Origin of the sequence: Parabacteroides goldsteinii DSM 19448 = WAL 12034, from assembly GCF_000969835.1 — a bacterium.
Classification (GTDB): domain Bacteria; phylum Bacteroidota; class Bacteroidia; order Bacteroidales; family Tannerellaceae; genus Parabacteroides; species Parabacteroides goldsteinii.
This window is the reverse complement of record NZ_KQ033913.1, coordinates 588797-613296: the sequence shown is the minus strand read 5'-3', so window position 1 is coordinate 613296 and position 24500 is coordinate 588797. Positions and strand designations below refer to the sequence as shown.

Annotated in this window: 30 protein-coding genes; 14 read left to right on the top strand and 16 right to left on the bottom strand. The window is 43.6% G+C overall.

The features are described 5' to 3' along the window. Positions 1–6: 6 nt before the first annotated feature. Positions 7–747: an NUDIX hydrolase gene (locus tag HMPREF1535_RS15585; RefSeq protein WP_007653150.1), complete on the bottom strand. Its 741-nt coding sequence runs from the start codon at positions 745–747 to the stop codon at positions 7–9. 268 nt (positions 748–1015) lie between these two features. Between HMPREF1535_RS15585 and HMPREF1535_RS15580 the strand changes: the two genes are divergently transcribed. After that, positions 1016–2839: a TrkH family potassium uptake protein gene (locus HMPREF1535_RS15580; RefSeq protein ID WP_007653148.1), complete on the top strand. Its 1824-nt coding sequence runs from the start codon at positions 1016–1018 to the stop codon at positions 2837–2839. A 13-nt stretch (positions 2840–2852) separates the two neighbouring features. Beyond that, positions 2853–3539 carry a potassium channel family protein gene (locus HMPREF1535_RS15575; protein WP_007653146.1) on the top strand — a complete coding sequence of 229 codons (687 nt, stop codon included), beginning with the start codon at positions 2853–2855 and terminating at the stop codon, positions 3537–3539. Between the two features lie 156 nt (positions 3540–3695). Here HMPREF1535_RS15575 and HMPREF1535_RS15570 read toward each other — a convergent pair whose 3' ends face one another. The 5 genes from HMPREF1535_RS15570 to HMPREF1535_RS15555 form a co-directional block, all read right to left on the bottom strand. After that, positions 3696–4538, bottom strand: coding sequence for a SecDF P1 head subdomain-containing protein (locus HMPREF1535_RS15570; RefSeq protein ID WP_046146776.1), 843 nt, complete (start codon positions 4536–4538; stop codon positions 3696–3698). 7 nt (positions 4539–4545) lie between these two features. Further along, the gene (locus HMPREF1535_RS25440; protein WP_224265813.1) at positions 4546–4713 is read right to left on the bottom strand and encodes a PLDc N-terminal domain-containing protein; all 168 of its coding nucleotides are present in this window, start codon (positions 4711–4713) and stop codon (positions 4546–4548) included. 5 nt (positions 4714–4718) lie between these two features. Then, entirely contained in the window at positions 4719–4934 is a 216-nt protein-coding gene (locus tag HMPREF1535_RS15565; RefSeq protein ID WP_007653141.1) for a hypothetical protein, read from the bottom strand. A 77-nt stretch (positions 4935–5011) separates the two neighbouring features. Beyond that, the gene (locus HMPREF1535_RS15560) at positions 5012–5590 is read right to left on the bottom strand and encodes a Crp/Fnr family transcriptional regulator (protein ID WP_007653139.1); all 579 of its coding nucleotides are present in this window, start codon (positions 5588–5590) and stop codon (positions 5012–5014) included. A 24-nt stretch (positions 5591–5614) separates the two neighbouring features. Then, positions 5615–6883, bottom strand: a complete 1269-nt coding sequence (locus HMPREF1535_RS15555; RefSeq protein ID WP_007653132.1) for a hemolysin family protein — start codon at positions 6881–6883, stop codon at positions 5615–5617. 96 nt (positions 6884–6979) lie between these two features. Here HMPREF1535_RS15555 and HMPREF1535_RS15550 point away from each other — a divergent pair, with 96 nt between their 5' ends. Continuing rightward, positions 6980–8101, top strand: a complete 1122-nt coding sequence (locus HMPREF1535_RS15550) for a Card1-like endonuclease domain-containing protein (protein WP_007653131.1) — start codon at positions 6980–6982, stop codon at positions 8099–8101. A gap of 378 nt (positions 8102–8479) precedes the next feature. Here HMPREF1535_RS15550 and HMPREF1535_RS15545 read toward each other — a convergent pair whose 3' ends face one another. Next, positions 8480–8674 (bottom strand): hypothetical protein, encoded by a 195-nt coding sequence (locus HMPREF1535_RS15545; RefSeq protein WP_007653130.1) that lies wholly within the window; start codon positions 8672–8674, stop codon positions 8480–8482. Positions 8675–8703: 29 nt separating this feature from the next. Beyond that, complete coding sequence (locus HMPREF1535_RS15540) at positions 8704–9639, bottom strand: sugar phosphate isomerase/epimerase family protein (RefSeq protein ID WP_007653129.1); 936 nt, start codon at positions 9637–9639, stop codon at positions 8704–8706. Between the two features lie 196 nt (positions 9640–9835). Between HMPREF1535_RS15540 and HMPREF1535_RS15535 the strand changes: the two genes are divergently transcribed. Both HMPREF1535_RS15535 and HMPREF1535_RS15530 read left to right on the top strand, forming a co-directional pair. After that, positions 9836–10645 carry an AraC family transcriptional regulator gene (locus HMPREF1535_RS15535; RefSeq protein WP_007653125.1) on the top strand — a complete coding sequence of 270 codons (810 nt, stop codon included), beginning with the start codon at positions 9836–9838 and terminating at the stop codon, positions 10643–10645. A gap of 74 nt (positions 10646–10719) precedes the next feature. Then, entirely contained in the window at positions 10720–11127 is a 408-nt protein-coding gene (locus HMPREF1535_RS15530) for a pyridoxamine 5'-phosphate oxidase family protein (protein ID WP_007653123.1), read from the top strand. A 107-nt stretch (positions 11128–11234) separates the two neighbouring features. Here HMPREF1535_RS15530 and HMPREF1535_RS15525 read toward each other — a convergent pair whose 3' ends face one another. Next, entirely contained in the window at positions 11235–11924 is a 690-nt protein-coding gene (locus HMPREF1535_RS15525) for a CDGSH iron-sulfur domain-containing protein (RefSeq protein ID WP_007653120.1), read from the bottom strand. 92 nt (positions 11925–12016) lie between these two features. Continuing rightward, positions 12017–14578, bottom strand: a complete 2562-nt coding sequence (locus HMPREF1535_RS15520) for a hypothetical protein (RefSeq protein WP_232312433.1) — start codon at positions 14576–14578, stop codon at positions 12017–12019. A 788-nt stretch (positions 14579–15366) separates the two neighbouring features. Here HMPREF1535_RS15520 and HMPREF1535_RS15515 point away from each other — a divergent pair. Continuing rightward, positions 15367–15645, top strand: coding sequence for a hypothetical protein (locus HMPREF1535_RS15515; RefSeq protein WP_007653115.1), 279 nt, complete (start codon positions 15367–15369; stop codon positions 15643–15645). A gap of 19 nt (positions 15646–15664) precedes the next feature. On the opposite strand, the gene HMPREF1535_RS15510 is transcribed toward HMPREF1535_RS15515, so the two are convergent. Further along, positions 15665–16138, bottom strand: a complete 474-nt coding sequence (locus HMPREF1535_RS15510; protein WP_007653114.1) for an Lrp/AsnC family transcriptional regulator — start codon at positions 16136–16138, stop codon at positions 15665–15667. 174 nt (positions 16139–16312) lie between these two features. On the opposite strand from HMPREF1535_RS15510, the gene HMPREF1535_RS15505 reads away from it, so the two are divergent. Further along, positions 16313–17230 carry a DMT family transporter gene (locus HMPREF1535_RS15505; RefSeq protein ID WP_007653112.1) on the top strand — a complete coding sequence of 306 codons (918 nt, stop codon included), beginning with the start codon at positions 16313–16315 and terminating at the stop codon, positions 17228–17230. A gap of 21 nt (positions 17231–17251) precedes the next feature. Here the strand turns inward: HMPREF1535_RS15505 and HMPREF1535_RS15500 are convergent, their stop codons facing one another. Further along, complete coding sequence (locus HMPREF1535_RS15500) at positions 17252–17779, bottom strand: DJ-1/PfpI family protein (RefSeq protein ID WP_007653110.1); 528 nt, start codon at positions 17777–17779, stop codon at positions 17252–17254. Between the two features lie 165 nt (positions 17780–17944). Between HMPREF1535_RS15500 and HMPREF1535_RS15495 the strand changes: the two genes are divergently transcribed. Further along, a complete protein-coding gene (locus tag HMPREF1535_RS15495) occupies positions 17945–18298 on the top strand; it encodes a winged helix-turn-helix transcriptional regulator (RefSeq protein ID WP_007653108.1) in 354 nt (117 codons plus the stop codon). 38 nt (positions 18299–18336) lie between these two features. Here HMPREF1535_RS15495 and HMPREF1535_RS15490 read toward each other — a convergent pair whose 3' ends face one another. From HMPREF1535_RS15490 to HMPREF1535_RS15475, 4 genes are all read right to left on the bottom strand, one after another. Beyond that, positions 18337–19239 (bottom strand): helix-turn-helix transcriptional regulator, encoded by a 903-nt coding sequence (locus HMPREF1535_RS15490; RefSeq protein WP_244275640.1) that lies wholly within the window; start codon positions 19237–19239, stop codon positions 18337–18339. A 64-nt stretch (positions 19240–19303) separates the two neighbouring features. Continuing rightward, positions 19304–19732, bottom strand: coding sequence for a pyridoxamine 5'-phosphate oxidase family protein (locus tag HMPREF1535_RS15485; RefSeq protein WP_007653105.1), 429 nt, complete (start codon positions 19730–19732; stop codon positions 19304–19306). A 130-nt stretch (positions 19733–19862) separates the two neighbouring features. Next, a complete protein-coding gene (locus HMPREF1535_RS15480) occupies positions 19863–20228 on the bottom strand; it encodes a helix-turn-helix domain-containing protein (protein WP_007653102.1) in 366 nt (121 codons plus the stop codon). 43 nt (positions 20229–20271) lie between these two features. After that, positions 20272–20565 (bottom strand): type II toxin-antitoxin system HigB family toxin, encoded by a 294-nt coding sequence (locus HMPREF1535_RS15475; protein ID WP_007653100.1) that lies wholly within the window; start codon positions 20563–20565, stop codon positions 20272–20274. Positions 20566–20737: 172 nt separating this feature from the next. Here HMPREF1535_RS15475 and HMPREF1535_RS15470 point away from each other — a divergent pair, with 172 nt between their 5' ends. The 6 genes from HMPREF1535_RS15470 (at position 20738) to HMPREF1535_RS15445 (ending at position 24430) form a co-directional block, all read left to right on the top strand. Further along, on the top strand, positions 20738–21076 hold the full coding sequence (locus tag HMPREF1535_RS15470; RefSeq protein ID WP_007653099.1) for a DsrE family protein: 339 nt from the start codon (positions 20738–20740) through the stop codon (positions 21074–21076). Positions 21077–21133: 57 nt separating this feature from the next. Continuing rightward, a complete protein-coding gene (locus tag HMPREF1535_RS15465) occupies positions 21134–21550 on the top strand; it encodes a DUF3788 family protein (RefSeq protein WP_007653096.1) in 417 nt (138 codons plus the stop codon). Positions 21551–21556: 6 nt separating this feature from the next. Beyond that, positions 21557–22012, top strand: a complete 456-nt coding sequence (locus HMPREF1535_RS15460) for a DUF3795 domain-containing protein (RefSeq protein WP_007653094.1) — start codon at positions 21557–21559, stop codon at positions 22010–22012. Between the two features lie 411 nt (positions 22013–22423). Continuing rightward, on the top strand, positions 22424–22966 hold the full coding sequence (locus HMPREF1535_RS26270; RefSeq protein WP_244275638.1) for a DUF3658 domain-containing protein: 543 nt from the start codon (positions 22424–22426) through the stop codon (positions 22964–22966). A gap of 49 nt (positions 22967–23015) precedes the next feature. Then, complete coding sequence (locus HMPREF1535_RS15450) at positions 23016–23804, top strand: aspartate dehydrogenase domain-containing protein (protein ID WP_007653091.1); 789 nt, start codon at positions 23016–23018, stop codon at positions 23802–23804. A gap of 38 nt (positions 23805–23842) precedes the next feature. Then, positions 23843–24430 (top strand): sugar O-acetyltransferase, encoded by a 588-nt coding sequence (locus HMPREF1535_RS15445; protein ID WP_007653090.1) that lies wholly within the window; start codon positions 23843–23845, stop codon positions 24428–24430. Positions 24431–24500: the final 70 nt, after the last annotated feature.

The following is a 24500-nucleotide window of genomic DNA, read 5'->3' as shown; positions in this document are numbered from 1 at the left end:
TACTGATTAATTCTTATTAAATTTCGAATGCAACTTATTATACTTCACTTTGTCGAAACGATAATAGCGGGCGGCACGGTGGGCAACTCCTGTTTCGATCTCGTCGGTCTGTACGATATATTCCAGCGACCCCATTTTCTTATGAAAGTTACGGACATCCATTTCCTTATTATATATGATCTCGTACGTACGACGCAACTGATAGGCTGTAAATTTCAAAGGCAGGTAATCGAAAATGATGGATGGCTCCTTTTCAACCCACTCACGTATTTCCTCCACAGCGGCCTCGATGATTTCTTTATGGTCGAACGGCAAAGAAGGCAGTGCGTCGACAGGAAACCAGGCCAGTGAATTATATTTATTGGTCGGGTTCGACTTCCGTCCGATCTTACTCAATGCCAGATAAGCTACGGTTACGATCCGTTCGATCTTCAGCTTCATGGCGTTTTCCAGCCACTGCATATCATCTTTGTTTTTTGTACGCGAGGGAGAGCCAAAACTGCGGAATTGTTTTAAAGGAACGCGTTTCAAACCTGTAGCCTCATTAAATACACGATGAGCTGCCGTATCCAGATCTTCATTTTCAAAAATCAGACTTCCGGGAAGCTTGTAACGTTTCTCATCGCTATTGTCCATTTGCCGTTCTATAAGCAGCACGCATAGTTTATCTTCGTTTACGCCCAGCAGCACGCAATCAACAGACACATGCGAGTAAAGCATCTTGTTATTTTCCATATGTGTTTCCATAATATTACGTTAAACAGTTGCAAATATAAACATTTATCCAATATACAAAACACACAGAATCATTTTTTCAATATTTATAACAGCTTATTTATCTGATAATTTACTATCTTACCTCATACAATAACATTTATCCCCCATAATGTAAACAAAACAATATTGCGATAAACCGTTGATCTTTCTCTTTTTAACATGCTTTATCTAAACTTTCTGAACTATTCTGTCCTCCAACTACTTTTATTAATACTTTTGCCACAGATTATACTTGAAAATGGACATAAAACATATACAGTTCACATGCCGGATGTACTGGGCGAACATGAAAGGCATCCTGAATATATTCGCGGAAGGCCTCATTCTTCTGGCATCTATCGCTTCCTTATTCGTACTGATCTACCAGTTCGGGTTCCAGCAGACAAGCGAAACCATACACCATTTATATCTGAGCCGGATTTATATTTTACTGGCATTTTTTATCGGTATCACGCTCCGCTATATCGTCCGGTTCGGTGAGATCATACAGGAAAAGCTCTTATATCTGGATATCGGCATTTACTTCCTGCTGTTTGCCGTTTTGTCGGCAAAGGTATTTTTCAGAGAGGTGATTCAGCAGTCACTGCCATACCTCGATTTCCTGTCGAAGCCGTTGTTTGTCTATACGCTGATGCTATTGCTCAGTATGATCCATCTGTCACGGCAGACTTTCACGCTTATGCAAACACGTATCAAGCCGTCACTGCTGTTCCTACTGAGTTTCATTTTTGTGATCCTGATCGGAGCCGGATTGCTGATGCTGCCGAACGCGACAACCCGCCCGATCCATTTTGTCGATGCGCTGTTCACGGCAACGACTTCTGTCTGTGTAACGGGACTGACTACGGTTGACGTAGCGACTACTTTTACACATATCGGGCACGTTATCATTATGATCCTGATACAAATCGGCGGAATCGGAGTAATGACTTTTACCAGTTTCTTTGCCCTTTCTTTCATGGGGCATTCTTCTTTCACCAGCAAACTGGTTCTAAAAGATATGCTGAACGAAGACCGTATCGGTGGGTTGTTCCGCGTTATCCTGAATATTCTGTTCGTTACTTTCTTTATCGAAGGAATCGGGGCCTACTTTATATATATGGATATCAGAGGCGTGTTGCCGGGAGCCACTACGCAGGATAACATCTTCTTTGCTATCTTCCATGCGGTTTCCGCCTTCTGTAATGCCGGTATTTCCACACTGAGCGGTAATATGTGTGATCCGATAGTGGCCCATAACTACAATCTACATGTATGGATTTCCCTGTTAATTATCTTCGGTGGCCTGGGATTCCCGATCGTTTTCAATTATCTGAAACTGCTAAGGCATTTCATCGTTAACACTTTTATGATAGCTATCGGACAACAGAAACATTATATCCATACACCCCGTATCATCAATATCCATACATATATAGTAGTAATAAGTACGCTGGTCCTGATCGTCGGAGGCATGTTCTTTTATTTCCTCTTTGAAATGAATAATACATTGGCCGACCTGCCTCTGAAAGGGAAGCTGGCTGATTCGCTGCTCGGTGCCGTGACACCCCGAACGGCCGGTTTCACCGTGGCAAATATGGATGCGCTTCGTCCGGTAACGCTGATGCTGACCCTTATCCTGATGGTTATCGGGGCGGCTCCGATGTCGACCGGTGGCGGTTTAAAAGTAACGACCGTTTTTGTAGCTATTGCCACAGCATTGAATGTTTCCCGTGAAAAGGAAAAGGTTGAAGTTCGTAAACGCGAGATATCTCCCGCCACTATCCGCCGGGCTTTCGCAACGATTGTCTTCTATTTTATCTTTGCCTCGCTGGCTGTCTGGATATTGTCTTATACGGAAGAAGGGACACCGGTGTTTACACTTACATTCGAAGTTGTTTCGGCTTTGAGTACGGTGGGATCGAGTCTGAACTTCACCCCTATGCTTTCCATGGCCGGAAAGTTGATTATCATTTGTACGATGTTAATCGGACGTATCGGGGTACTGACATTCATGGTCAGCTTTATGAGAGAGTACAAAAAGAGGGATTACACATATCCCCAGGAAAATATATTAATGTAATATGTAATGCCTTATGAAATTTCTGGTTATAGGATTAGGAAATCTGGGACGCGCCATCGCGGAAAATCTCACCCGTATCGGCGATGAAGTGATAGGAGTCGACCTGAACCTGCATAAAGTGGAGGCCGTAAAACAAACGATCTCCGGCTCCGTCAGCCTCGATACGACTGACAGGGATGCACTAAATACACTGCCGTTGAGCGAAATGGATGCCATCTTCGTTACTTATGGCAAGAATTTCGGAACGTCGGTACAGACTGTCGCCTTATTGAAGAGCCTGGATGCAAGCAGGTTGATCGTCCGTTCGATCTCTCCCATTCATGAAACGGTGATCCGCTCGATCGGTGTATCGGAAATCATTCGTCCGGAACAGGATTATGCAGCAACCTATGCCTCCCAGAGTTTGCTGGGCGACCTGTTCCAGCGTTGGTATCAGGTAACGGAAACACATCATTTGTATAAAATAAAGACACCGGGAGCTTTAGTCGGACAGACGCTAAAGACGATCGACTTCCAAACGAACTTCGGTATCCGCCTGGTCGGAGTAGAACGAGCCAAAGAAGTACGAAACCTGATCGGATTGAAACAAACAGAATACTATGTGGTCGACCCACTGACCGATGATCTGGTGCTGGAAGCCAATGACAAGCTGATCCTCTTCGGAAAAATGGAGGTGCTCCATAAGATCAAAGAATTGTAAGGGGAAAAAAACTATACTGAAGGCTTTTTCAAAGCATATATGTTTCGTCATTAAAACATATATGTTTTGAATACAAAAGTCCCTTATTTTGATTACAAAAGAAGGGAGCTTTTCAAACCAGCTTCGCATAAGAGTTCTGCCGGTCCGGCTGAAACCCTAACGGGCTAGCTCGCTTTTGTTCTTGCTTCTCTCAATATCCATTAATTTCCGGATTGTTTTTTGATAATCTTCTAAGGTCAGTATATCATAATCCTTGCTGCCTGTCCCTTCTCTAAAATTCCCTCTGATACTTGGAGCATCGGGATATTTCTCTTTTATTATGTCGTCTATCAAATAACCATACAATCCTTGAGGACTACTTTTGAACAGAAAACTTTGAAACAGCCTCTCAATATAGTCCGGATTTTTACCAATGAAAGTCTTATAATTCAGATATGCTTCAGATTTCATATAATCTTCGGCACAACTACTAAAGTTAGGCTTTTGTAATTCCTCAAATAAAGCTCTTTCCAGTTTCTTATATCCAAGGCTATCGGTTAAGTCGCCTTTTTCCAAACAGTGAATTCTTTCCTCTTCTACATCCATTTCTTCCCTGATTCGCCGAAACATAGTTTTCAGATCATACCCTTTATAAGTAGAGATGGAGAAAGCACCACTTTCTATCCGTGCATTTACCTGCGGGTCTGTGATCACTTTATTGTCAAAAACAAAACAAATTCGTTTGCCGATAGATCTTTCCGTAGCGTCTGCCCATCGACTCACTAGGGATTGGTTTATAGTCCCAACAATCATATACATCATTCTATTATCCGAGTATGAGAAAGAATCCAATCTTAGAAAGGCAAAATCTTTGACTGTTATAATTGATTCTTTTGAGATACTGTCTTTCCTCCCTTCCATTATATAATACCAGCCATTTTCTCTTTCTATCGTTTGTGCGTTACAATATAATATACAATGCAATGCAAAGAGCAACATAATAAGTTTAGATGCTTTCATATTAATACTACTTTTTAATTAAATAATAAATTGCAACTCCCAATATAGGAATAAGAAGGATAATCAGGATATACAACAATTTATACTTCTGCTGCCGGACAGAATGAATTACACTCCAGATCACAGCTATATCCAAGAGCAGCACTAACAATATTACAGTCAACCCATTAACCATATTCATCAAATTGCATAACCTGCATGCATAGAACTCGCAGCTAATAACATTAAGGCCACTATCAAGAAGGGAATACGATATATTCCTCTATCGAATAAAGCAGCTATACAAACGGATGCTGTCGATAAAGCTATCAGTTTGTTATCAGTTTCAATAACGATAAAACTAACAGCAATAGCAGCTATCGCTATAAGTATCAACAGGTAATTTAAAGTCTTCATCTCCACAGATCATTTGATTTCCTCATCCTCGAAGATGCAATATTAGGTATTATAAACAAGAAAAGCCTTGAATTGCTTCAAGACTTTTCCGGGTATGACAGTTTTTTTCGTATATGGCTTACGGTTTCAGGGGTTACACCCAGAAAAGAAGCAATTTCTTTTAGCGGAACCTTCTCTTTCAGGTTGGGACAACGCTGCATTAACTTGACATAACGTTGCTCGGGAGTGTCGCAATAACTTTCTAACAACCTCATATATACCATTTCAAACAAAGCCTCAGCTGCTTTATGCCTAAAACGTTGTTCCTCTGGTCCTGTATTTAAATATTCCAAATAATCAGATAACGAAACGACATATACAACACTCTCTGTTGTAGCCTGAATATTAACGACAGAGGTTGTTCTTTTAAGAAAAGAGGAATAGTCGCAAATAAATTCTTTCTCAAACGAATATCCAACCACCGCCTCTTTACCATTGTCGCCAATACGAGTGAGGCGGAAGGCCCCTTTTTCAACATAGCCTGCATAAAGTGAACTATCATTCTGACGAAGAAAAAACTCTTTTCTTTTGAGAATACGTTTTTCTCCCTTCTTATAGAAGAAGTCTGTTAGTCCGGAACAATCCAGCAGATCTATATAGGTATTGAATCCTTCCACTATTTAATCTTCGCACAAAGATTATCAATCGATCTTCTTCACCAGCACCTTGTCGATACGTGCACCGTCCATATCTACGATTTCAAATTCAAAGGTCAGCCAGGTCAGCGTCTCACCGGTCTTCGGAACGCGTTCAAGAATTTCCAGGATCAGACCACTCAATGTATTATAATCATGTTCGGCATACAGATCTTCCATATCGAAATATTCCAGAAAGTCATAGAAGTTATACTGTCCGTCGACCAACCAGGAACCATCGGCACGCTGCACGATCTCGGCCTCCTCTCCCACTTCCGGAACCTGTCCGATCAACCCTTCCATAATATCTTTCAATGTTACAATACCCTGGATTCCTCCAAATTCATCCGTAACAATACCATATTTAACACGTGCTTCCTTAAACTGCTCCAAAGCATTATACACACTCTGGTTCTCGGGAAGGTATTGGGCGGGGCGTATCACCTCTTCCAACGAAAAATCTGGTTCGTCAATCCGGCCGAACAGGTCTTTCAGATAAACAACACCTTTGATATTATCAAACTTCTCGGAAGCTACCGGATATATATTAAACAGATTTTCCTGTACCTTTTCACGGATCTTCTCGATACTGTCGGTGACATCCAGCCATACCAGATCGCTCCGGTGTGTCATGATCGAACCGACATTTCGGTCTCCCAGGTTGAACACACGTTCTACGATATCCTGTTCCACTTCCTGCACTTCACCTCCGTCAAAGCCTTCTTTGACGATTGCCTTGATCTCCTCTTCCGTTACTTTATTTTCTTCGTTTGCTTTAATTCCGGTAATTTTTATAACAAGGGAAGTGCTTTTCGACAACAACCAGACAAAAGGCAAAGCCAGCTTCGATAAAAAGTACATCGGTTTAGCGACCAACATCGAAACCCGTTCGGCATACCCCATACCGATACGCTTCGGAACAAGTTCACCCATAATCAAAGTCAGGTAAGTCACAATTATAACGATTATTGTTTTAGATACTCCGAGTGCATAAGGCTCCAGCACAGGCACATGACGCACCACTTCTGCCAGGTTATAGGCAAACGCCTCTCCTGAATACAAACCGGTCAGGATACCGATTAGCGTAATTCCGATCTGGATAGTTGATAAAAACCGGTCGGGTTCTCCAGCCAGCTTCAAGGCTGTTTGCGCTGATTTATTACCTCTTTTTGCATCCAGTTCCAGCCGGGCCTTGCGGGCAGACACCAGAGCAATTTCAGACATAGACAAAATTCCGTTCAACAAGATAAGGCCGATAATAATAAAAATTTCCATTTGCTATATATACAGCGATTGATTAGGCAACGAAGATATGAATTATATCGAAATTAATACTACATTTAGAACCTTAATTAATACATGATTTAAAACATGAAACATCAGATCATATTACTTGGCAAAGATATAACCTCCGTTTATCACGGAATCAAAGAATTCGGCCCCGACCATGTGCATTTGCTTTGCACGAATGAGACAAAAGAGGTGGCAGCTCCCCTATTTCCGCTCCTTCCCGACGGTATTCGCCGGACATTATACCGGACCGAACCATACGACGGAGAACATGTCCGTAACGTTTGCCGCAAAATACACCAAACGTATCCTTCCGCCGAATTTGCCTACAACCTGTCGGAAGGTACCAAAGTAATGGCATTCGCAGCTTTCACCATCGCAAAAGAATACAGCGTCCCAGCTTTTTACCTGTCACAATTAGGCGAACTGATTCGACTGGACAGCTTTGAGAAATACCCGATGAAAAGCCAACTGGATAACAAGGAGATACTGGGACTGAGCGGAAATATCCTGACAGAATATCAGGACGCCAAACACCTGAGTGATACCGACGTGCAGGCTTCCGGCCTGATCAAACAGTTCATCGAACAATATCCGAAAGAGCACACCATGATACAGAAGTTCTTCAACATCTTCTGTAACAGGGAGCTGTCACGCCTTCCGGCATCACGTGTTTTTAAAAACGGACTACGTTTCAAACAGAGGCAAGGTACTTTTCTTGTTGCCCAACAGAACCGTGTGTTGCTCAGGCTAACGACACCGAACGCCTGCATGCTGTTTTTCAAAGGACGCTGGTGGGAAACACTGGTAGCACACAAAGTCAGATCATGGAGCCAAAAACGTCCCAACAGCCCTGAGGTATGGCAAAGCGTCCTGTTTCAGACAGAGGGAAACAATCCAAGGACAAAGAATGAAGTAGATGTACTGCTGAACAACCAACAGAAACTAATCTTTATCGAATGTAAATCAGGACAAGTCACCCAAAATGATATTTATAAGATTGATGCGGTGCGCGAAACATATGGCGGAGATATTTCTTTAGCCGTTTTAGCCAGTTATTACCCGGTAGAAGACAACCTGCGGGAGAAATGCAAGGATTTACAAATAAACCTGTTCGCCCCTTCTTATATAGAAGAGCGCATCAACCATCTGAACATGCTGCCTGCATGGCTTGAAAAGTTATCCAACTCCCTGCAACTATAAAATAAAAGAAGCCGTTCTACCTTCTCAGGCGGAACGGCTTTTATCAATCGATAAGTTTTTGCTAATCTAATACATATTAGAAAACAATATCGGGAGATAGATACTTACACTTATTCTAAATTCTAAACTTCATCATCATATTCATAGAGGGAAACTTGTTTGTTTCCCTAACACCTACTTACACTGCAAATGACGTGCCAAAAACAGCGAGGAATAGAAAAACAATCACTAACAAACTAGTTGTCAGATAATAAAAGATCATTTTACGACATTTCCAATTTTACTCTACCGCAGAAGTGTGGTGGGGAATCAATGGGGAAATGGGGAATTTTTCCACACCACACACCTATTGCATATCACAACTGTGTTCCTTTTGTTTCACAGATGGATTCCGTTTGTATCACAATTGGATTTCTTCTGTTTCACAGCTGTGATACGAATAAGGAATATGATAAAAAGAGAAGCATCTAAAGGGTTTACGACACTGACTGCCGGGTAGTCCTTAACAAACGGGCAGATGACCGAAGTTATATCCCGACAAAAAAGCCAGTCCTGTAACAGACTGGCTTTCATGCGTACCTTATATATAATTAAGACTTTACTTACTTTACAAACTTTGCTTTCAACAGATAATCAGCACAGCCTTTCACCCCAGCAAACTGGGTACGACCATCCGGCATACCTTCCAGTTCCACGTAATATTCTTTCACTCCAATCTGATACGCCTGTTTGAAAATCATTTCAAAGTTCATGAAGCCGGATTGTCCCAGAATGGCGCGATCTTTAATATGCAACAGTTTAATACGATCCGGATATTTCTTCATATATTCCACCGGATCATTCTGCCCGATCACCGTCCAGTACACATCCATTTCGAAAAATACCAGATCAGGATCCGTATCTTTCAAAAAAAGATCATAGATTTTTTCGCCTTTATTATGGCGACCAAAGACAGCTCCCGTACCTCCCGGAACTACTTTGGCAAACTCAAAATCATGATTATGATAACCGAACGGAATACCAGCTGCTTTGACAATCTTTCCAGCTTCATTGAATACATCGCAAACATAAGCAACCTCTTCCACACTACGGGTGCGTGGTTGTCCGGGCTGAACCAGATATTTCACACCTAACTTGGCATGATCGTCTGCCGTCTTTTTCCAATATTCCATAATTGTATTGCGGGTATCCGGCGTGTACTCGCCTGTCGGAGGATTCACATGGGAACTGGTGATCTTCAATCCGGCATCTTCTGCCATCTTCTTGAATTCCATCATATCGACACCATTGATCTTGCCATTATTGTAACCTGCCAGTTCAAGGGTAGAATAACCCATCTGTTTAAGTTGTTTCATTCCGGCAGGAACATCTTTAGTTAACTCGCCTCCTAAAGAATAAATCTGCAAACCGATACTTTTTTTGGCTGTCGTTTCCGTACGAACGGGAGTGGCTGCCTGTAACGCTTCTGCCTTTCCGGCTACTAACCCTCCAAGAGTTAGAAAAGAAGCACTTTTCAGGAAATTTCTTCTATTTACCATGGTCTATAAAATTTAAAGTCTCCAAAGGTATTATTTTAAATCTGAAAAATAATTCTATATTTGTCCTAATTTAAGAACCTTATAAATAAATTTAAGAGTATGAACCCTATTTATTGCCAAAGTTGCGGTATGCCGAAAAAAACGCTGGAAAAAGGATTGAGTATCCGGCGAAACCTATAAAACCGTGTAGACCGTTATGTATCAGGAATATCCTCCATGCCAACTGCTTGCCCCCTATATTGACAAATACTGGGAGTTCAAGGGTGAAACCGAATACGATATGCACTATAAGATACTACCCGACGGCTGCACAGACTTTATCTTTTCTATCGGGGAACCGTCGCAACCCCTGAACGGAGAGATGCTGATGCAACCCTACCGTTTCTATTTTGTCGGCCCGATGCGGGTTTACTCGGAGCTGGTGACCCGCTCTACCCGCCTTCATATGATGGGTGTCCGCTTCTCCCCCTGCGGACTGGCGGCTTTTGCCCGGATGCCTTTAGGCGAATTTACCGACACGAGGGTCAATGCATCCGAGTTGAATGTCCTGTTCGACGATCATTTTGCAGAAATGTTGTGCGAAAAGGAGTCTTTACAGGAACGCATACATATAATAGATAGACATCTTATCGCCCACCTGCCGGGACTCCAGCCGGTAGACCCGCAGATCATCCGGGCTACCGATCTGATCGTCCGGGCAAACGGGATGCTGCCCATACAGCAATTGACGGACAAATTGTACATCGGCCAACGGCATTTCGAGCGCAAGTTCAAACACATCACCGGCTATACTCCCAAAGAGTTCAGCAGAATCACCAAGTTCCGGTATGCAACCCGCGTATTAAGACAGATGAAGGGGGAAGATATGCAGCAATTGGCTATCGACTGCGGCTATTACGATCCGTCCCATTTCATCAAGGAATTCAGGAAGTTATCGGGGAGTAACCCCTCCGCTTTCATGGCTTTGCCGATACCGGAAGACGATCCGCTTACTTACATAGAATAAAGAAAGTCGATTTTTTACAACAGGAAGCGGGAAGTTTCCTTTATGTTTGCCGAACGAAATTAATACATCAGAACATGGAAAAAATCAAACAACAAGCAATCGATTTGCTAAATAAATGCGAAGTCTTAACCCTTGCCTCCATCGACGAACGGGGCTGTCCGCGTCCGGTCGTCCTGTCGAAGATTAAAACGGAAGGGATCGATACGATCTGGTTCTCAACGGGAACAAGCTCGGAGAAGACAAAAGATTTTATCAAAAACCCGAAAGCCGGAGTCGCTTTTTACGAAGGACACGACAGTGTTACGCTGACCGGCACAATCGAAGTGGTAAACGATGTGGAAGAAAAGAAAGCCCTCTGGGTGGATTGGTTCTATGAACACTTTCCCAAAGGGGTGGACGATCCGGAGTATTGCATTCTGAAATTCACGGCTGAACAGGCAACGTACTGGATCGGCAATCAGTTTATCAAAGGAAAAATTTAACCGGTAGGTATCGGTCGAAAGATTGCTGCCAACGTTTTTCCGAAAAGCATGCACCCTCTTGGTAAAAAGCATGTATCCTTTTCGGAAAAACGTCGGCAGCTATTTTTTTAATCGTCCAGTTCTCCCTGGTTACGCATGTGTTTTCCGTCGCAGAACGGTTTATTCTGCGACAAACCGCAACGGCACAAAGTGACACGATTGCGGACAGGATAAACCCGTCCGTGTTCATCTTCTATCGGGATGCCGCCTTTCACCCAGATAGGGCCGTGAACGCTGAGAGCCACGTCTTCAAGGATACTGATGCCTTCGGGCAGTTCCGGTTCGATACGTTTTCCGTCTTTCGTGACGGCAGTGAGACGTCCGCTGGGACAGTTGGCGCATTGCTGTTTCACGATTTCAATCGTTTCGGCCGAGTCGCCCTCTTCCACTTGTTCCCAGGACGTACCGTGGGTATCACAGAAACGGGCCACGGCGCAAAGGCTTTCGGCGTCCAGCATATCGATCACCTTCCCTTCGTAGAGGACAGACATTTCATCGTATGTGTCATGGCTGGCGGTCGTATCTCCTTTAAAGCCGTTTTTCTTATGCGTCCCGTCGCAGAACGGTTTGTTATGCGAACCGCCGCAACGGCACAGATGATATACGCCTTCCGGAGCATACTTCTGTATTTCCTTATAACCGGTGGAAGCACCTTTACGGTCGTTTACATAACGCAATTGGTTCAGGGGAATATCCCCGATCACTTCATAAGGCCCGTTGGGAAGAACCTTGATTTTCTTTTCACTATTAGCATCCATTACCTAAGTTGTTTTAATTTTATGTACTATTTAATAAACAACCGGCAAATGGGTTTGTTTAGGCATATCTCCGGAAAAACAATCCGGGAAGATCAGAAACCCAACCCCAACTCAAACATAAAACGGAAACTATCGGTCGAACCGAAGCAGGAATATTTCGTCGTAATCTTATTAATCAACGTCAGCCAGATACCTCCACCATAGGACGTATGCCATCTTTTGGATTGCTCGCCGGGAAACCAGACACGCCCGTAATCGAACCCGGCAAAGACACCATACTTCAGGGGGGTAAACGGATTCTTCAACTTCCCCATATCCAGCCGGATGTCCGAATACTGGTAAAAAGATTGCTTTCCGATGAAACGGTTGTCCCTGTAACCGCGCAATTCGGTGGATGCTGCTTGGTAAAACTCATACTTATTATTGAAAAGCTGCTGGGTTTTCACCATCGTAGCCCAGGTAAGGCGGTCGGTTATTTTTACATCCAGTTCCACCGATGCTTCGGCGTAAGGGAAATTACGGCTTGCATCTTTCAGGTTCATCTTCCAACCTCCGGTAAGCGTCCCTCCCAGTTTTGGGATGAAGGAACAGATCTCTTTTTCCGTATGGAAGGAAAGTCCGAGGTCGATAAACAGGTTGGTTTTGAAGATACGATGATCCTCGGGATAAAACTGGTTAATGAAACGGTCGTTGGTCTCCTTGGCTTTAAACATTTCCCAGGAGGCTTGCACGACCAACCTCTCCTTTTCGCTGAAATCCAGATGGAAGGAAGGGGATAATTTGAACTGGCGGATATGCACGCGGTTGTAATTCTTCTTCGCATCCTTATAGCCGTCCGTATTGTTTCCGAAGCCGAAGAAATTGTAAAAGTTCCTCCGCGAGCTGATCGTTGCATCTATATTAAACGATTTCTTCCCGTCATAAGACGGAAAAATTCCCTGATAGACAAAGCCTTGTATATAGTTGTACCCGATACGGTGCTGGTAGGTAAAGGGTGAACGCTTGAAACCATACATCGTATAGGTAAAGAAGGTTCCGAGACTGAATCCCTTGTCCGAGTCGTAAATTCCCCAGGGAGTGAAAGACATCTTATGATGCTTTATCTTATTATAATCGTACTGATGAATCTCAGGGATATCCGAAAATACCTTTTTGACATGGGGCACGGTATCGAGGGCTGCCTTCCCCGACTCATATTCATAAACACGTATGTGGTGACCCGGTTCCATCCGGTAGGTATTCTTTCCTTTCCCGGCAATCAGGAAAACAGGCACCTCCTTGTTTGCCCTGCCACTTACTTCGAAACGGTCGTCACCCTCCAGGCCGTAGAGCCAGATCTCTTTTGTCTTTTTCCGGCTGTATTTCCGGTCGAACACCCGTTGCCCGGTCTGCTGGTCGTACATCTGTATGAACAGACTGTCCGGGTTATGGCGGTCGATCACGAAACGGTCTGAACGGTTGGTTCCCGTCAGCACCGGAGTTTGTTGCAACGAAGCAAAATAATTTTTTGCTATCACCTCCAGCTTCTCCCGCCTTTCCTTTATTATCCGGGTAATCCGTTTAATTTCTTTGTCTTCTATTCCTTTGGGAAGCCTTGAAAAAGCCTCGTCGATGATAGAGTCGGTAAGCGTCTGCCGGATAAATCGCGCCTGTCCGGTCCATACGGAAACGTCGCTTTGGGAAGTCAACGCCATATCCAAAGCAAAGCCCAACGTATTCTCTTTCCAGACACTTTTCGGGGAAGCGTCGTAATTGACGATGAAACCCAATCCCAGCACACGGAGCATTTGTTTGAACAAAACACCGTCTACCTTCGTAAAAGCGTGGTTACGGTCTATGACTATCGGAGCATAGAGGATGCTGTCTCCCTCGGAGCGGCCCAGCCAGTTCCAGTTTTCGGGTATTTTATTCCAGTCGCCTATCAGCATATCCAGCAGGCGTTCACGGATATAAAGCACCTGATCTACCTGAAAATTCTTGTTGGCCTGTATGGTATCCAACAATTCTTCCGTCAGGAGAATATTCGGACGGGTATTGAAATCCGGTACATCAATAACGCTAACCAGCTTATTTTCGATAGACGTCCCGTTGGCAACCGTATCGCGGGTCGAATGTTCCGGCAGGTAAAATATCCGCGAATTGTTTGAACTCAACCCCGACGAGCGTGCCAGATAATCGGCGGAAATAAAGGTATAGGGATTGATTATCGTATAGGCATCCCCGATAAACTGATCCAGGTAAGTATTTTTAAATACCTTCTTGTTATAGACTTCCTGGAAGAATTTCGACTCGATAAATGTGGTATATCCGCCTAACGGTTTCAAAAGACAGAGTTGTTGCTGGTTGTTTTCAAGCAATAATCCTTGAAAATCGGCAGCCTGTTCAACCACCTTCACCCCTCCCCACAGCGATTGCAAGGTAACGGCGGGAACGGTAATAGGGAGAGAATAAAGTGTGCGGTAATGCTCGCCCCACAGCTTATTATACAAATCGCTTTTGCGCGTGGCAGAAGGAGGGTAAATGGATTTTCGGACAAGAGAATCACCTTCGCCCACCCGTGGTAAGACAGAGGCCGTCATATCCGCAGAAAAGACAAACAGCATAACAAGAAAGACTATATAAGAAGCAGGACTAAGCCGCATTTTCATCATCATCAGATAATTAAACAGTAATTACATCCTACAGATAAAGACCTGTATATATAAGTAACACATCAGGCGTTTAACTTGTTTTATTCATACTGCCCGGCGACCTGTGCCAGTATCTTTGCCATCTCTTAACAGCCTTCCCGTATTTAGCAAACTGTCAATTCACCCCATTCTTAAAGGGGCTGTACGTAGACTAATCAATACCTGTCTTTTTTCATGCAACTGTCCGCGACTTAACAAATAACACTTCATTCAGATAAAGCCCAATAAAGTGACATTATAAGACTAAAAAAGAATAGAACGAATCACTCAAGCAATAAGATCTCCCATACGAAGCAAATTTGTCAATCTATTTGCAATGCTTATTTACTATGCTACAGAAAATAAAAATGTTATTCAACATACGATTTTAGTATAAAATGACTTCCAGAAAGACTCAATTAAACACTTATTAACCATTATCCTATTTAAAACAAACCTCCATTTCGTTTTAAACAAGTTTTTTGTTCGTTTTAAACGAAGTTCAAATTCCTTTAAAACGAAATGAAAAAGCATTTATCGGGAAGCAGCTGTTAATTTTTGTATCCACAAGCATTCTGTAAGATAGATTTAAACCAGCGCACTCGTCACAAATAATCGAATAATAAAGTCTTTATGCTTAACAAGTAGTATATTCTATTACATTTTGTCAATTACGAATAAATACACAATAATTTGCATAACATTTATGGTCTTGAGCTATTTTTTTCCGTTCTTTGTTATACAGTTGAATATTCATCCCTAATTATAAGCTTATGAGTTTTGCCGGCCATGTTTTCGATATGATACGAAGAAATAAGGAAGATCGCGAAAAGCTCAGCCAGCTTCGCGGGAAGGGAAAAGATATGCGTACCAAATATTCTTCCCATATCCCAGACATCAGTGTCGAAGAATATGAAAAGATCAACCAACAATTGAAAGAACGTGAAAGAAACGAACAAATCTACATTTCACGAATAAAACTATTTGCTTTAGCTGCTATCATAGCCATAGTTATGCTATCATGGATTCTATTCAAACTCTTTTCTTGGTAAAAACAGCAAATTATCAATGTCACTCCCCCGGCACAACCTTCAGGGCGGTCGTATGCTTAATCTCGTTCAACACGAAGGAACTCTGCATCTTTACGATGCCATTTACTTTGGTTAGTTTGTTAAAGACAAACTGGTCGTATGCGGCCAGGTCTTTAACAACTACCTTTAGAAAAAAATCGTAGATGCCGCCGATCGAATAACATTCCATCACCTCATCAATCTCTTGTATCTCTGCTTTGAAACGTTGGATATGCTCATCGTTGTGCACCGCCAGCGAAACGTTGCAGAAGACCACCAGCGGAAGTCCTACCTTCTTATTATCCACCAGCGCAACATAATTCCTGATATACCCCTCTTCCTCCAGCCGCTTCACCCGTTCGTAAACAGGAGTTTTCGAGATATTCAGTTCCGCCGACAACTCTTTCATGTTCACTTTTGCATTATTCTGCAACGCTTGTAAAATCTTAATATCAATCTGATCCAGTAAAGCCATAGTATTTTTTCCTATTTTCGTTATCAAAGTTATTCCTAAAACATACAACGTCCTGTATTCACTCCAAATATAGGAATAATTCCTTATTTTCAACAAATCATCAGAACTGATTTACTAAATACATATATTTGCAGTACGATTTTCCTGAATTATTAATAGAAATTTACCGACAACATGGCAAAAACAAATCTGACTTACTGGTATCACCTGATCGCGATCATAACGGTTATTATCTGGGGTACTACATTTGTATCGACAAAAGTACTGATCCACCACGGGCTTTCGCCGGTCGACATCCTCTTTTACCGTTTCGCGCTGGCTTATATATGTATCTGGTTTATCTCGCCGAAGGTGTTGTTTGCCCGGAGTAAGAAAGACGAGCTTATGTTCGTTGCCGCCGGACTTTGTGGGGGATCAATCTATTTTATTACTGAAAACACGGCTTTAGGCATCACGCTGGCCTCGAATGTGTCGCTGATTATCTGTACAGCTCCTATCCTGACGGCATTTCTTTCGTTGCTTTTCTATCGGCAGGAAAAGATAAAGCCAAACCTGATATATGGCTCGGTCATGGCCTTGATCGGCGTAGCGTTTGTGGTGTTCAATGGTAGTTTCCTGCTGAAAATCAATCCGCTGGGAGATATGCTTACGCTAATTGCCGCATTGATGTGGGCGTTTTACTGCCTGATACTGAAACAGATGGGGAACCGTTATCCGACATTGCTGATTACGCGGAAAGTGTTTTTCTACGGGCTTGTCACGCTAACGCCGATGTTTCTGATTCATCCGTTGAATACAAATACCACTATTCTCCTCAACCCGGTAGTGGCAGCTAACCTGCTGTTTCTGGGAGTGATAGCATCGATGCTTTGCTACATCATGTGGAACACGGCGGTAAAAGAGCTGGGGCCGTTCCGTACGGCAAATTATATCTATATCGTTCCGTTGGTGACGCTGATCACTTCGGCCATCGTGATTGATGAAATTATCACGGTCGTTGCCCTGATCGGTTCAGTGTTTATCCTGAGCGGGGTGTATATTGCGGAAAGAGGGTTTCGGTTCGGAAAGAAACAGAATTGTCCCCCAAATTGAGGGACAATATAAAAACTATTCTTATTTCAGTGCCTCAACCACCTTCGGCAGCATCGTCCAGATGGCATTTTCGCACTGGGCGGTGTAGAAGTTTCCGTCTATTTCAGATTTTTCGTCGGTGGCCAGTCCGGATTGGATGGCAGGTTTTGCCAGCGGATGTACGGCTACTTTCTTGCCTTTCGCAACACCTGCAATTTCAAACATCAACGCAGCTGCACAATGGCCTATCATCATCTTTCCTTTATCACCAAAGGCTTTGATGACAGCCAGCATATCCTGGTTGTACTGCTTTCCGGCGTTTTCGCTGAACACAGGAACGGCATCCCCGCAACCGAACACTAAAGCGTCGAACTCGTCCTCATGCCCTTTCAGGTTGGCTACCACATCGTCCACCGTCAGCTTAATACCCGAATTAGTCTTAATCTCTGTCGTTTCGGCAACAGCAAATACCTTATAAGAAATTCCATTTTCAAAAAATGCTTCCAGATACTGGAACAAACCTGATCCGTTTACCGGATTTACTGCTAAAACTGCTACTCTTTTTGACATAATTGTAATTATTAAGTGAAACAATAGTTACCTTTCGTAAGTTTATTACCTTTGTGCAGCAAATGTAGACGTTCCGTGCGAAACAAACAAGAACGCACTCCGGGATAAGCTACTTACACAGAGGTAACTATTATTGAATTTCAGCTTGATAGAAAAAGGAAAAAAATGAAAAATTTTCACCCCACAGGAAATTGTCCGGTAAGGGACGTGCTCAGCCGGCTGGGCGACAAATGGTCGATGCTTGTCCTGACTACTTTGAGCGTGAACGGCACGATGCGTTTCAGCGACATTCACAAGACCATCGACGATATTTCACAGCGGATGCTGACCGTCACGCTCCGGACTTTGGAGGCCGACGGCCTGGTGCACCGCAAAGTATACCCCGAAGTGCCGCCCCGCGTGGAATACTGCCTCACGGAACTGGGCACAACTCTGATGCCACATATCGAGGCCCTTGTAAACTGGGCGGTCGGAAACATGGACGAGATACTGACGAACCGGCAGACTGCCGGGCAGTAAATCGCCGGAAGGACGGCGTTACAGCTTGATTTTCGCAATCAACTCCCTGACGACCGTTTTGAGTTCGGGCGGCCCGATAATCTCGGAGCGGTCGGCAATGGAGAGATACCAGCGAGCGAATAGGTCTGGTATTTCTGGAGGTAATACTCTCCGTCGGGTTGCTCGTCGTAAAGTCCGTAAGTGTACTTGGAGACTTCCGTATCGCGTGCGACATCGCGGTGGACACGAAGTTTCACCTCGATATCGACTTCGGAATAATAGACTTGTTCTATCAGTTCGTTCAGCGGAGGATGTGCTTCCTCAAAATCGTTTTCGGTCAAAGATAGATGGACAATCCTTCCCAGGTGGAAAGTACGGTAATCCCTCCTCAACTTGCACCAGGCGAGGACATACCAGATGCCTCTCGAGAAAAACATGCCCTGAGGCTCGACCGTCCGTTCGGTGACCTGGTGGTTATAGCCGGCACGGTAGGTCATCAGTAATTGCTTCTTATTCAACAAGCCTTTCAGAAGCGGCTGAAGGACATTTCCGGGGATGGCAGGCGGTGCGCTGTAACTCCCCGAAATCCGGATGTACTGGTCGAAATGGTGAAGGATATCTTTTTCGGCTGTTTTCAGTACTGCACGTATCTTATCCATGCCACTGCGGAACAGTCCGTAGGTATCGCCGTCGGTCTGATGGCTGACAAGTTTCTCCGCCACCAGGAAAGAGAGAGCCTCCTCGGTATTGAACATCAGGGGCGGCAACTTGAAACCGTCCACCAGCGAATACCCTACCCCGGCCTCGCCACCGACAGGGATGCCGGACTCTTCAAGCGCACGTATGTCGCGATAGACCGTCCGGAGACTTACTCCGAACTGCTCTGCAATCTCGCTTGCCGTGACAACAGGGCGGGATTGCAGCTTGACCAGGATAGCGGATATTCGTTCCAGACGGTTCATTGTACGTGTTTCTTCAGTTGATTTTTTTACAAAGATATCAACTTTCCGGGTATCTGTCGAACGATTAGCAAATCATCACCCGGATTGATTGGGGGATCAGGCGGATGATGCAAATGCCGTCGCCGGTAGGGCCTTCGGGGGAGTATTCGTTCATCCAGTCTTGCCAAAGTTCGCGCTTCAGTTCCACGTCGGTGACAATCTCGGCCTTACCCGCAATCTGCATCTGGCCACCTTCCAGCGTGGCGTACATCACTTCGCAGCGCGGATCCTGACGGAGGTTCGCTAATTTCTGCGTGGTGGCTTCTGTCGCGAAATGGAGTTGCTGCAATGTTTGTCCAGCCAGGTTGTTCAAGGCCGAAAGACGCGGGCCTGTCTCGGCATTGCAGGTGGCGACGATGCCGTATTCAAATCCCTTGATAAACTTTTCGGCTTCTTCCACCTGCTCTTTCGTCATCCCGGAAACCTCTCCTAAATAATACAATTTTAATTCCATCTTCGTAGCTTTTTAATGTTTATACTCGAACTATGGGGCAAAGGTATGGGGCGGAGGTGACAACAGTATGTCAGGAGGGGGAGAATAATTAACTACAATACTGATTTTATTTCCACACTTATAATAAAAGCTATACCCCCAAAACAATATTAGCATCAATATTCAGCTTCCGGCTTATGTCTCTGGCAACTTTCAACGTAGGTTCGCATTTACCGGAAAGATACTCACTAACCCGGGAAGGACTCACGCTCAACAGTTCCGAGAGCTTAGTTTGAGTAAGATTCATTTCATACATACGAAGTTTAAGAACGTCCACCAGCAACGGAGTTTCCACAGGAAAATGTTCTTCTTCATAATCAGCAACTAAATCAGACAGCAAATCCAACTCAAGGTAATTCTTGTCATCCGTAGGAGTGTTATTACTTACAACTTTCAGCAATTCTTCAATTCTTGCACAGGCCGCATCGTACTGTTTTTTATCTTTTATCTTTGCCATAATTTACTTACAGTTTATACGTGTGTCTCACGAATACAAAATCCTAAATTTTGGAACAATCTATTTTATCGTATTCTTTATGTGTGCCGATAAAGCGGATGAAAACCTTCCTGGCGGCAAACAAGATTATCGCAACCAATCTATACTCATTGCCCTTAATATTGAAAACAAACCTGTCATTACCCACATAATCAACACTATTGAACGTTTGCTTTATATCTGCCAGGCATGACCAGTCACTCTTTTCCGTCTTTTTGTACCAATCTCTCAAAGGAACATCTGCGTCAGCATGCTTCTTAGAATATTCCCTCAGAGTAGCAAATGTGATTATTCTCATGATTACTTCTTTGCGACAAAGCTACCCACTATTTTCCAAATATCAAAACATTTTTCCAATATTCAGAAATAACTCTAATAAAAAACAGAGATTATCCATCAAGTAATATTTAGTTCTATTTCTTTTATATACATTTGCGAACAGGGATAAGCCTATAATAAATCATCTTACCATGAACGACAAATTAAACATTCTCTGGACAACCGACAATAAAGACACCATATTCAATATGTTAGCCATGTACACCCTCAACTCCAAAAAGAGAGGCTGGTGGCAGGAAGTGAATGTGATTCTTTGGGGAGCTTCCGTAAAGTTAGCCGCCCAGGACACACAGGTTCAAACGGAAATTCTGGAAATGCTTCAAACAGGTGTCACCGTCGAAGCCTGCCAGGACTGCTGCGAAAGGTTCGGAGTGAAACCTGTAATCGAGAAACTGGGAGTTACCGTCAGATATATGGGAGCTCCGCTAACCGAATATCTCAAAAACGGAGAAAAGGTATTGACTCTTTGATTTGTAAGATATACCTACAAAATAAACTTTATTTTTCACACCGAAATACACAACATTATGGAACTTCCTATTTTAAAAGACAAAAACATCTTCCCCACAAATGAAGTCCTTGCTGACGTTCTGGAGGCTAGTTTCCCTGCATTCGAAGCGTTCAGCGCATCGGCTGAAGCCGCCGGCCTGACACTCGAATGGAACTATTACAACGACGGGAAAGCTTGGTTGTGCAAAGTCCTGTCGAAGAAGAAAAACCTCGCGTGGCTGGTTGTCTACCAGAACTACTTCAGGACCACCTCCTACTTTACCGAAAAGCATCTGGACCGTATCGCCGACATGGAAATTACGGAAAGCATCAAAGAGGAATTCTACCGGGCGAAACCCAGTGGTAAACTCATCCCTATGAGCGTTGTCATCACCGAAAAAGAACAGGTGAAGGATGCCTTGTCGATGATACTTTTCAAGAAAGGATTAAAATAAACGCATATGCAACCTAACGAGATCATAAAGAAACACATCGCCCCTTGCGGACTTCACTGCGGGGGTTGCTTTGCCTTCAACGGTGGCAACATACAGAAACACAGCACCGAACTCATCAAAAGCCTGGGTAACTTCGATGTTTATGCCCAACGCTTCGTCACCATGCTCGACGAACCAGTCTTCGAAAACTACCAGAGTTTCAAAATGATGCTGCATTATTTCTCGGAAGCCAAATGCAACGGTTGCCGCGAACAGGCATGTGCCCTGTTCAAAAGTTGCCATGTCAGGGATTGTTTCCGTGAGAAGGGTGTCGATTTTTGTTTTCAATGTACCTCTTTCCCCTGCGAACAAACCGGGTTCGACGAACATTTGCAAAAACGTTTCATCTCCATCAACGAAAAAATACGGAAAATCGGCATCGAAAACTATTACGAGGAGATAAAAGATGTTCCTCGATATTAGTTTTACTGCTTGACAAACAAGAGAATGACCAGCAAAGCATGCCTACCGGACAACTACAATATGTAAATATTAATATATAACTTATCTGATTTCATGGACAAAACATTACATATAGCTTCAGAACCATCAGGAATAGGTACAATAAAGTTATTTTTTTAAAGATCAGGCATCAATGACAAAGTCTTAGTTTTTGAAAATACACTTAAACATGCTTCCCTTTCCCCCATTAAAGATTTAAATAATGAAGGACTGAAAAAACGATCACAATCTCTTGAAAAACTGATTGGGAAACATCATTTTCCTGATAGTCATCTGATAACTTTACAGGACTTCATAAAATATGATTTCGATAAATACGATAATATCGTTGTTTGGCATGGAAATGATGTTGATGGACGACTCTTTTTTTACATGGCTTGCTCACTAATCAAAGGTCAGTTATATGAAGCTGACACCACTGAAATAAAGGTTTTATTTCCTCATCTTGAACAAAATCCGTTTATATTGCCGCTAGCATGTTGTTCTATCGATAATATAGCTGTTTTATATGATAAGATTAAGCACATATCAGATGATCAAAAAAAAGAGTACGCTTTACTTTGGGAAAAATGGTCGCAATCGGATGCTCCAATAAGAATTATCAATAAAGAGAATGCAATCCAGGAAGTGGAAGAAGATTATTTTGACGAATCTATTCTCTCCAATTGTACTAACGAATTCCGAAATGTAGCACGAGTTATAGGAGAAACTTTATACGACAGCAACTTTCTCATAGGTGACTCATTTCTCCACATAAGAGTCATTGACTTAATCGCTCGCAAGAAGTTATCTGCACAAGAAAACGAAAAATTCACACAAGAAATAGCAACATCTAATCTGTCGGATAAAAACAAAATCGTTATAAATGGAGTAAATGTAACCGAGTTAAGGTTTTTCTCTATCAAGAAACTATAACCGGTGTCAGATATCGGATGATACTATAAAAAATGTACCTTTGTCCATCATGAAGAAATTAGTAATTGTCGGATGCGGACGGCTGGGCGGTATCGTCGCCGAAGCCGTTATCAAAGGCATTTTGCCTGAATATGATTTAGTAGGTGTCTATTCCCGTACGGTATCGAAGGCCGAAAGCATGGCCGCCCGGATGCAGGAACAGGGAAAACCTTGCCTAGCGTGTACAACCATAGCGGATTTGCTGGCGCTGAAACCCGATTACCTGGTGGAAGCTGCCTCACCTGCCGCCATGAGGGAATTGGCTATCCCCACCCTGAAAAACGGTACTTCAATCGTAACCCTTTCTATCGGAGCGCTTGCCGACGACGACTTCTACCGCGAAGTCTCAGAAACAGCTAAGGCACACAGCACGCGTGTCTACCTGGCCTCCGGAGCAACCGGCGGTTTCGATGTGTTACGGACGGCTTCCCTGATGGGAAATGCCACCGCGAAGTTTTTCAATGAGAAAGGCCCCAACGCCCTGAAAGGCACGCCCGTTTACGACGAGTCGCTGCAAACGGAACAACGTACCGTCTTCTCCGGAAGCGCAACAGAAGCCATCAAGCTCTTCCCAACCAAGGTCAATGTCACCGTTGCCGCCTCACGGGCTTCAGTAGGCCCCGGGAACATGCAGGTCACAATGCAGTCCACCCCCGGATTTACGGGCGATACACAACAGGTAGAGATCTGGAACGACCAGGTACACGCCGTAATCGACGTCTACAGCGCGACAGCCGAGATAGCCGGTTGGTCGGTAGTGAATACGCTGCTGAACATCACCTCACCCATCGTCTTTTAAAAGGTTCATAAACAATCCTTACCGAAAAAACAGTCATTATGGAAACCAACTATCAGAAATTCCTGTCGGGAGAATATTGCAACCGCCTGGATAAAGAAGTGTTTGATATGATCGTCCGTAACAAACGGTTGCTTGCGGAATTCAATTCGACCGACATTTCGGACAGCGAAGCAAGGACAACTTTGCTGCATGAGCTATTCGGTCGCGTCGGAAAACATTCGAAAGTCGATATAAACTTCCACTGCGAATGCGGCAAACATATCTTTATCGGGGATAAAGTGATTATCAACATGAACTGTACCTTCCTCGATAACAATTATATAACGATAGGAAATAACGTCCTGATAGCTCCCAACGTGCAACTCTACACTGCAACCCACCCGGTAAGTGCGTCCGAGAGATTTGTGGAAGACTGGGATGAAAACTCGGGAGAACTGTTCTTTCGTACAAGAGCGCTGCCTATTACGATAGGAAACGATGTCTGGATTGGTGGCGGAGTAATCGTACTGCCCGGCGTTACTATCGGCGATAACTGCGTAATCGGTGCCGGAAGCGTTGTCACCCGGTCAATACCCTCCAACAGTCTGGTGGTCGGGAATCCCTGCCAGGTTGTCAAAACTATATAAAAATATAGAGCACGCGGATAAAACACTGATAATTAATACTTTTCAGTGATTATTCGCGTGCTACCTATTC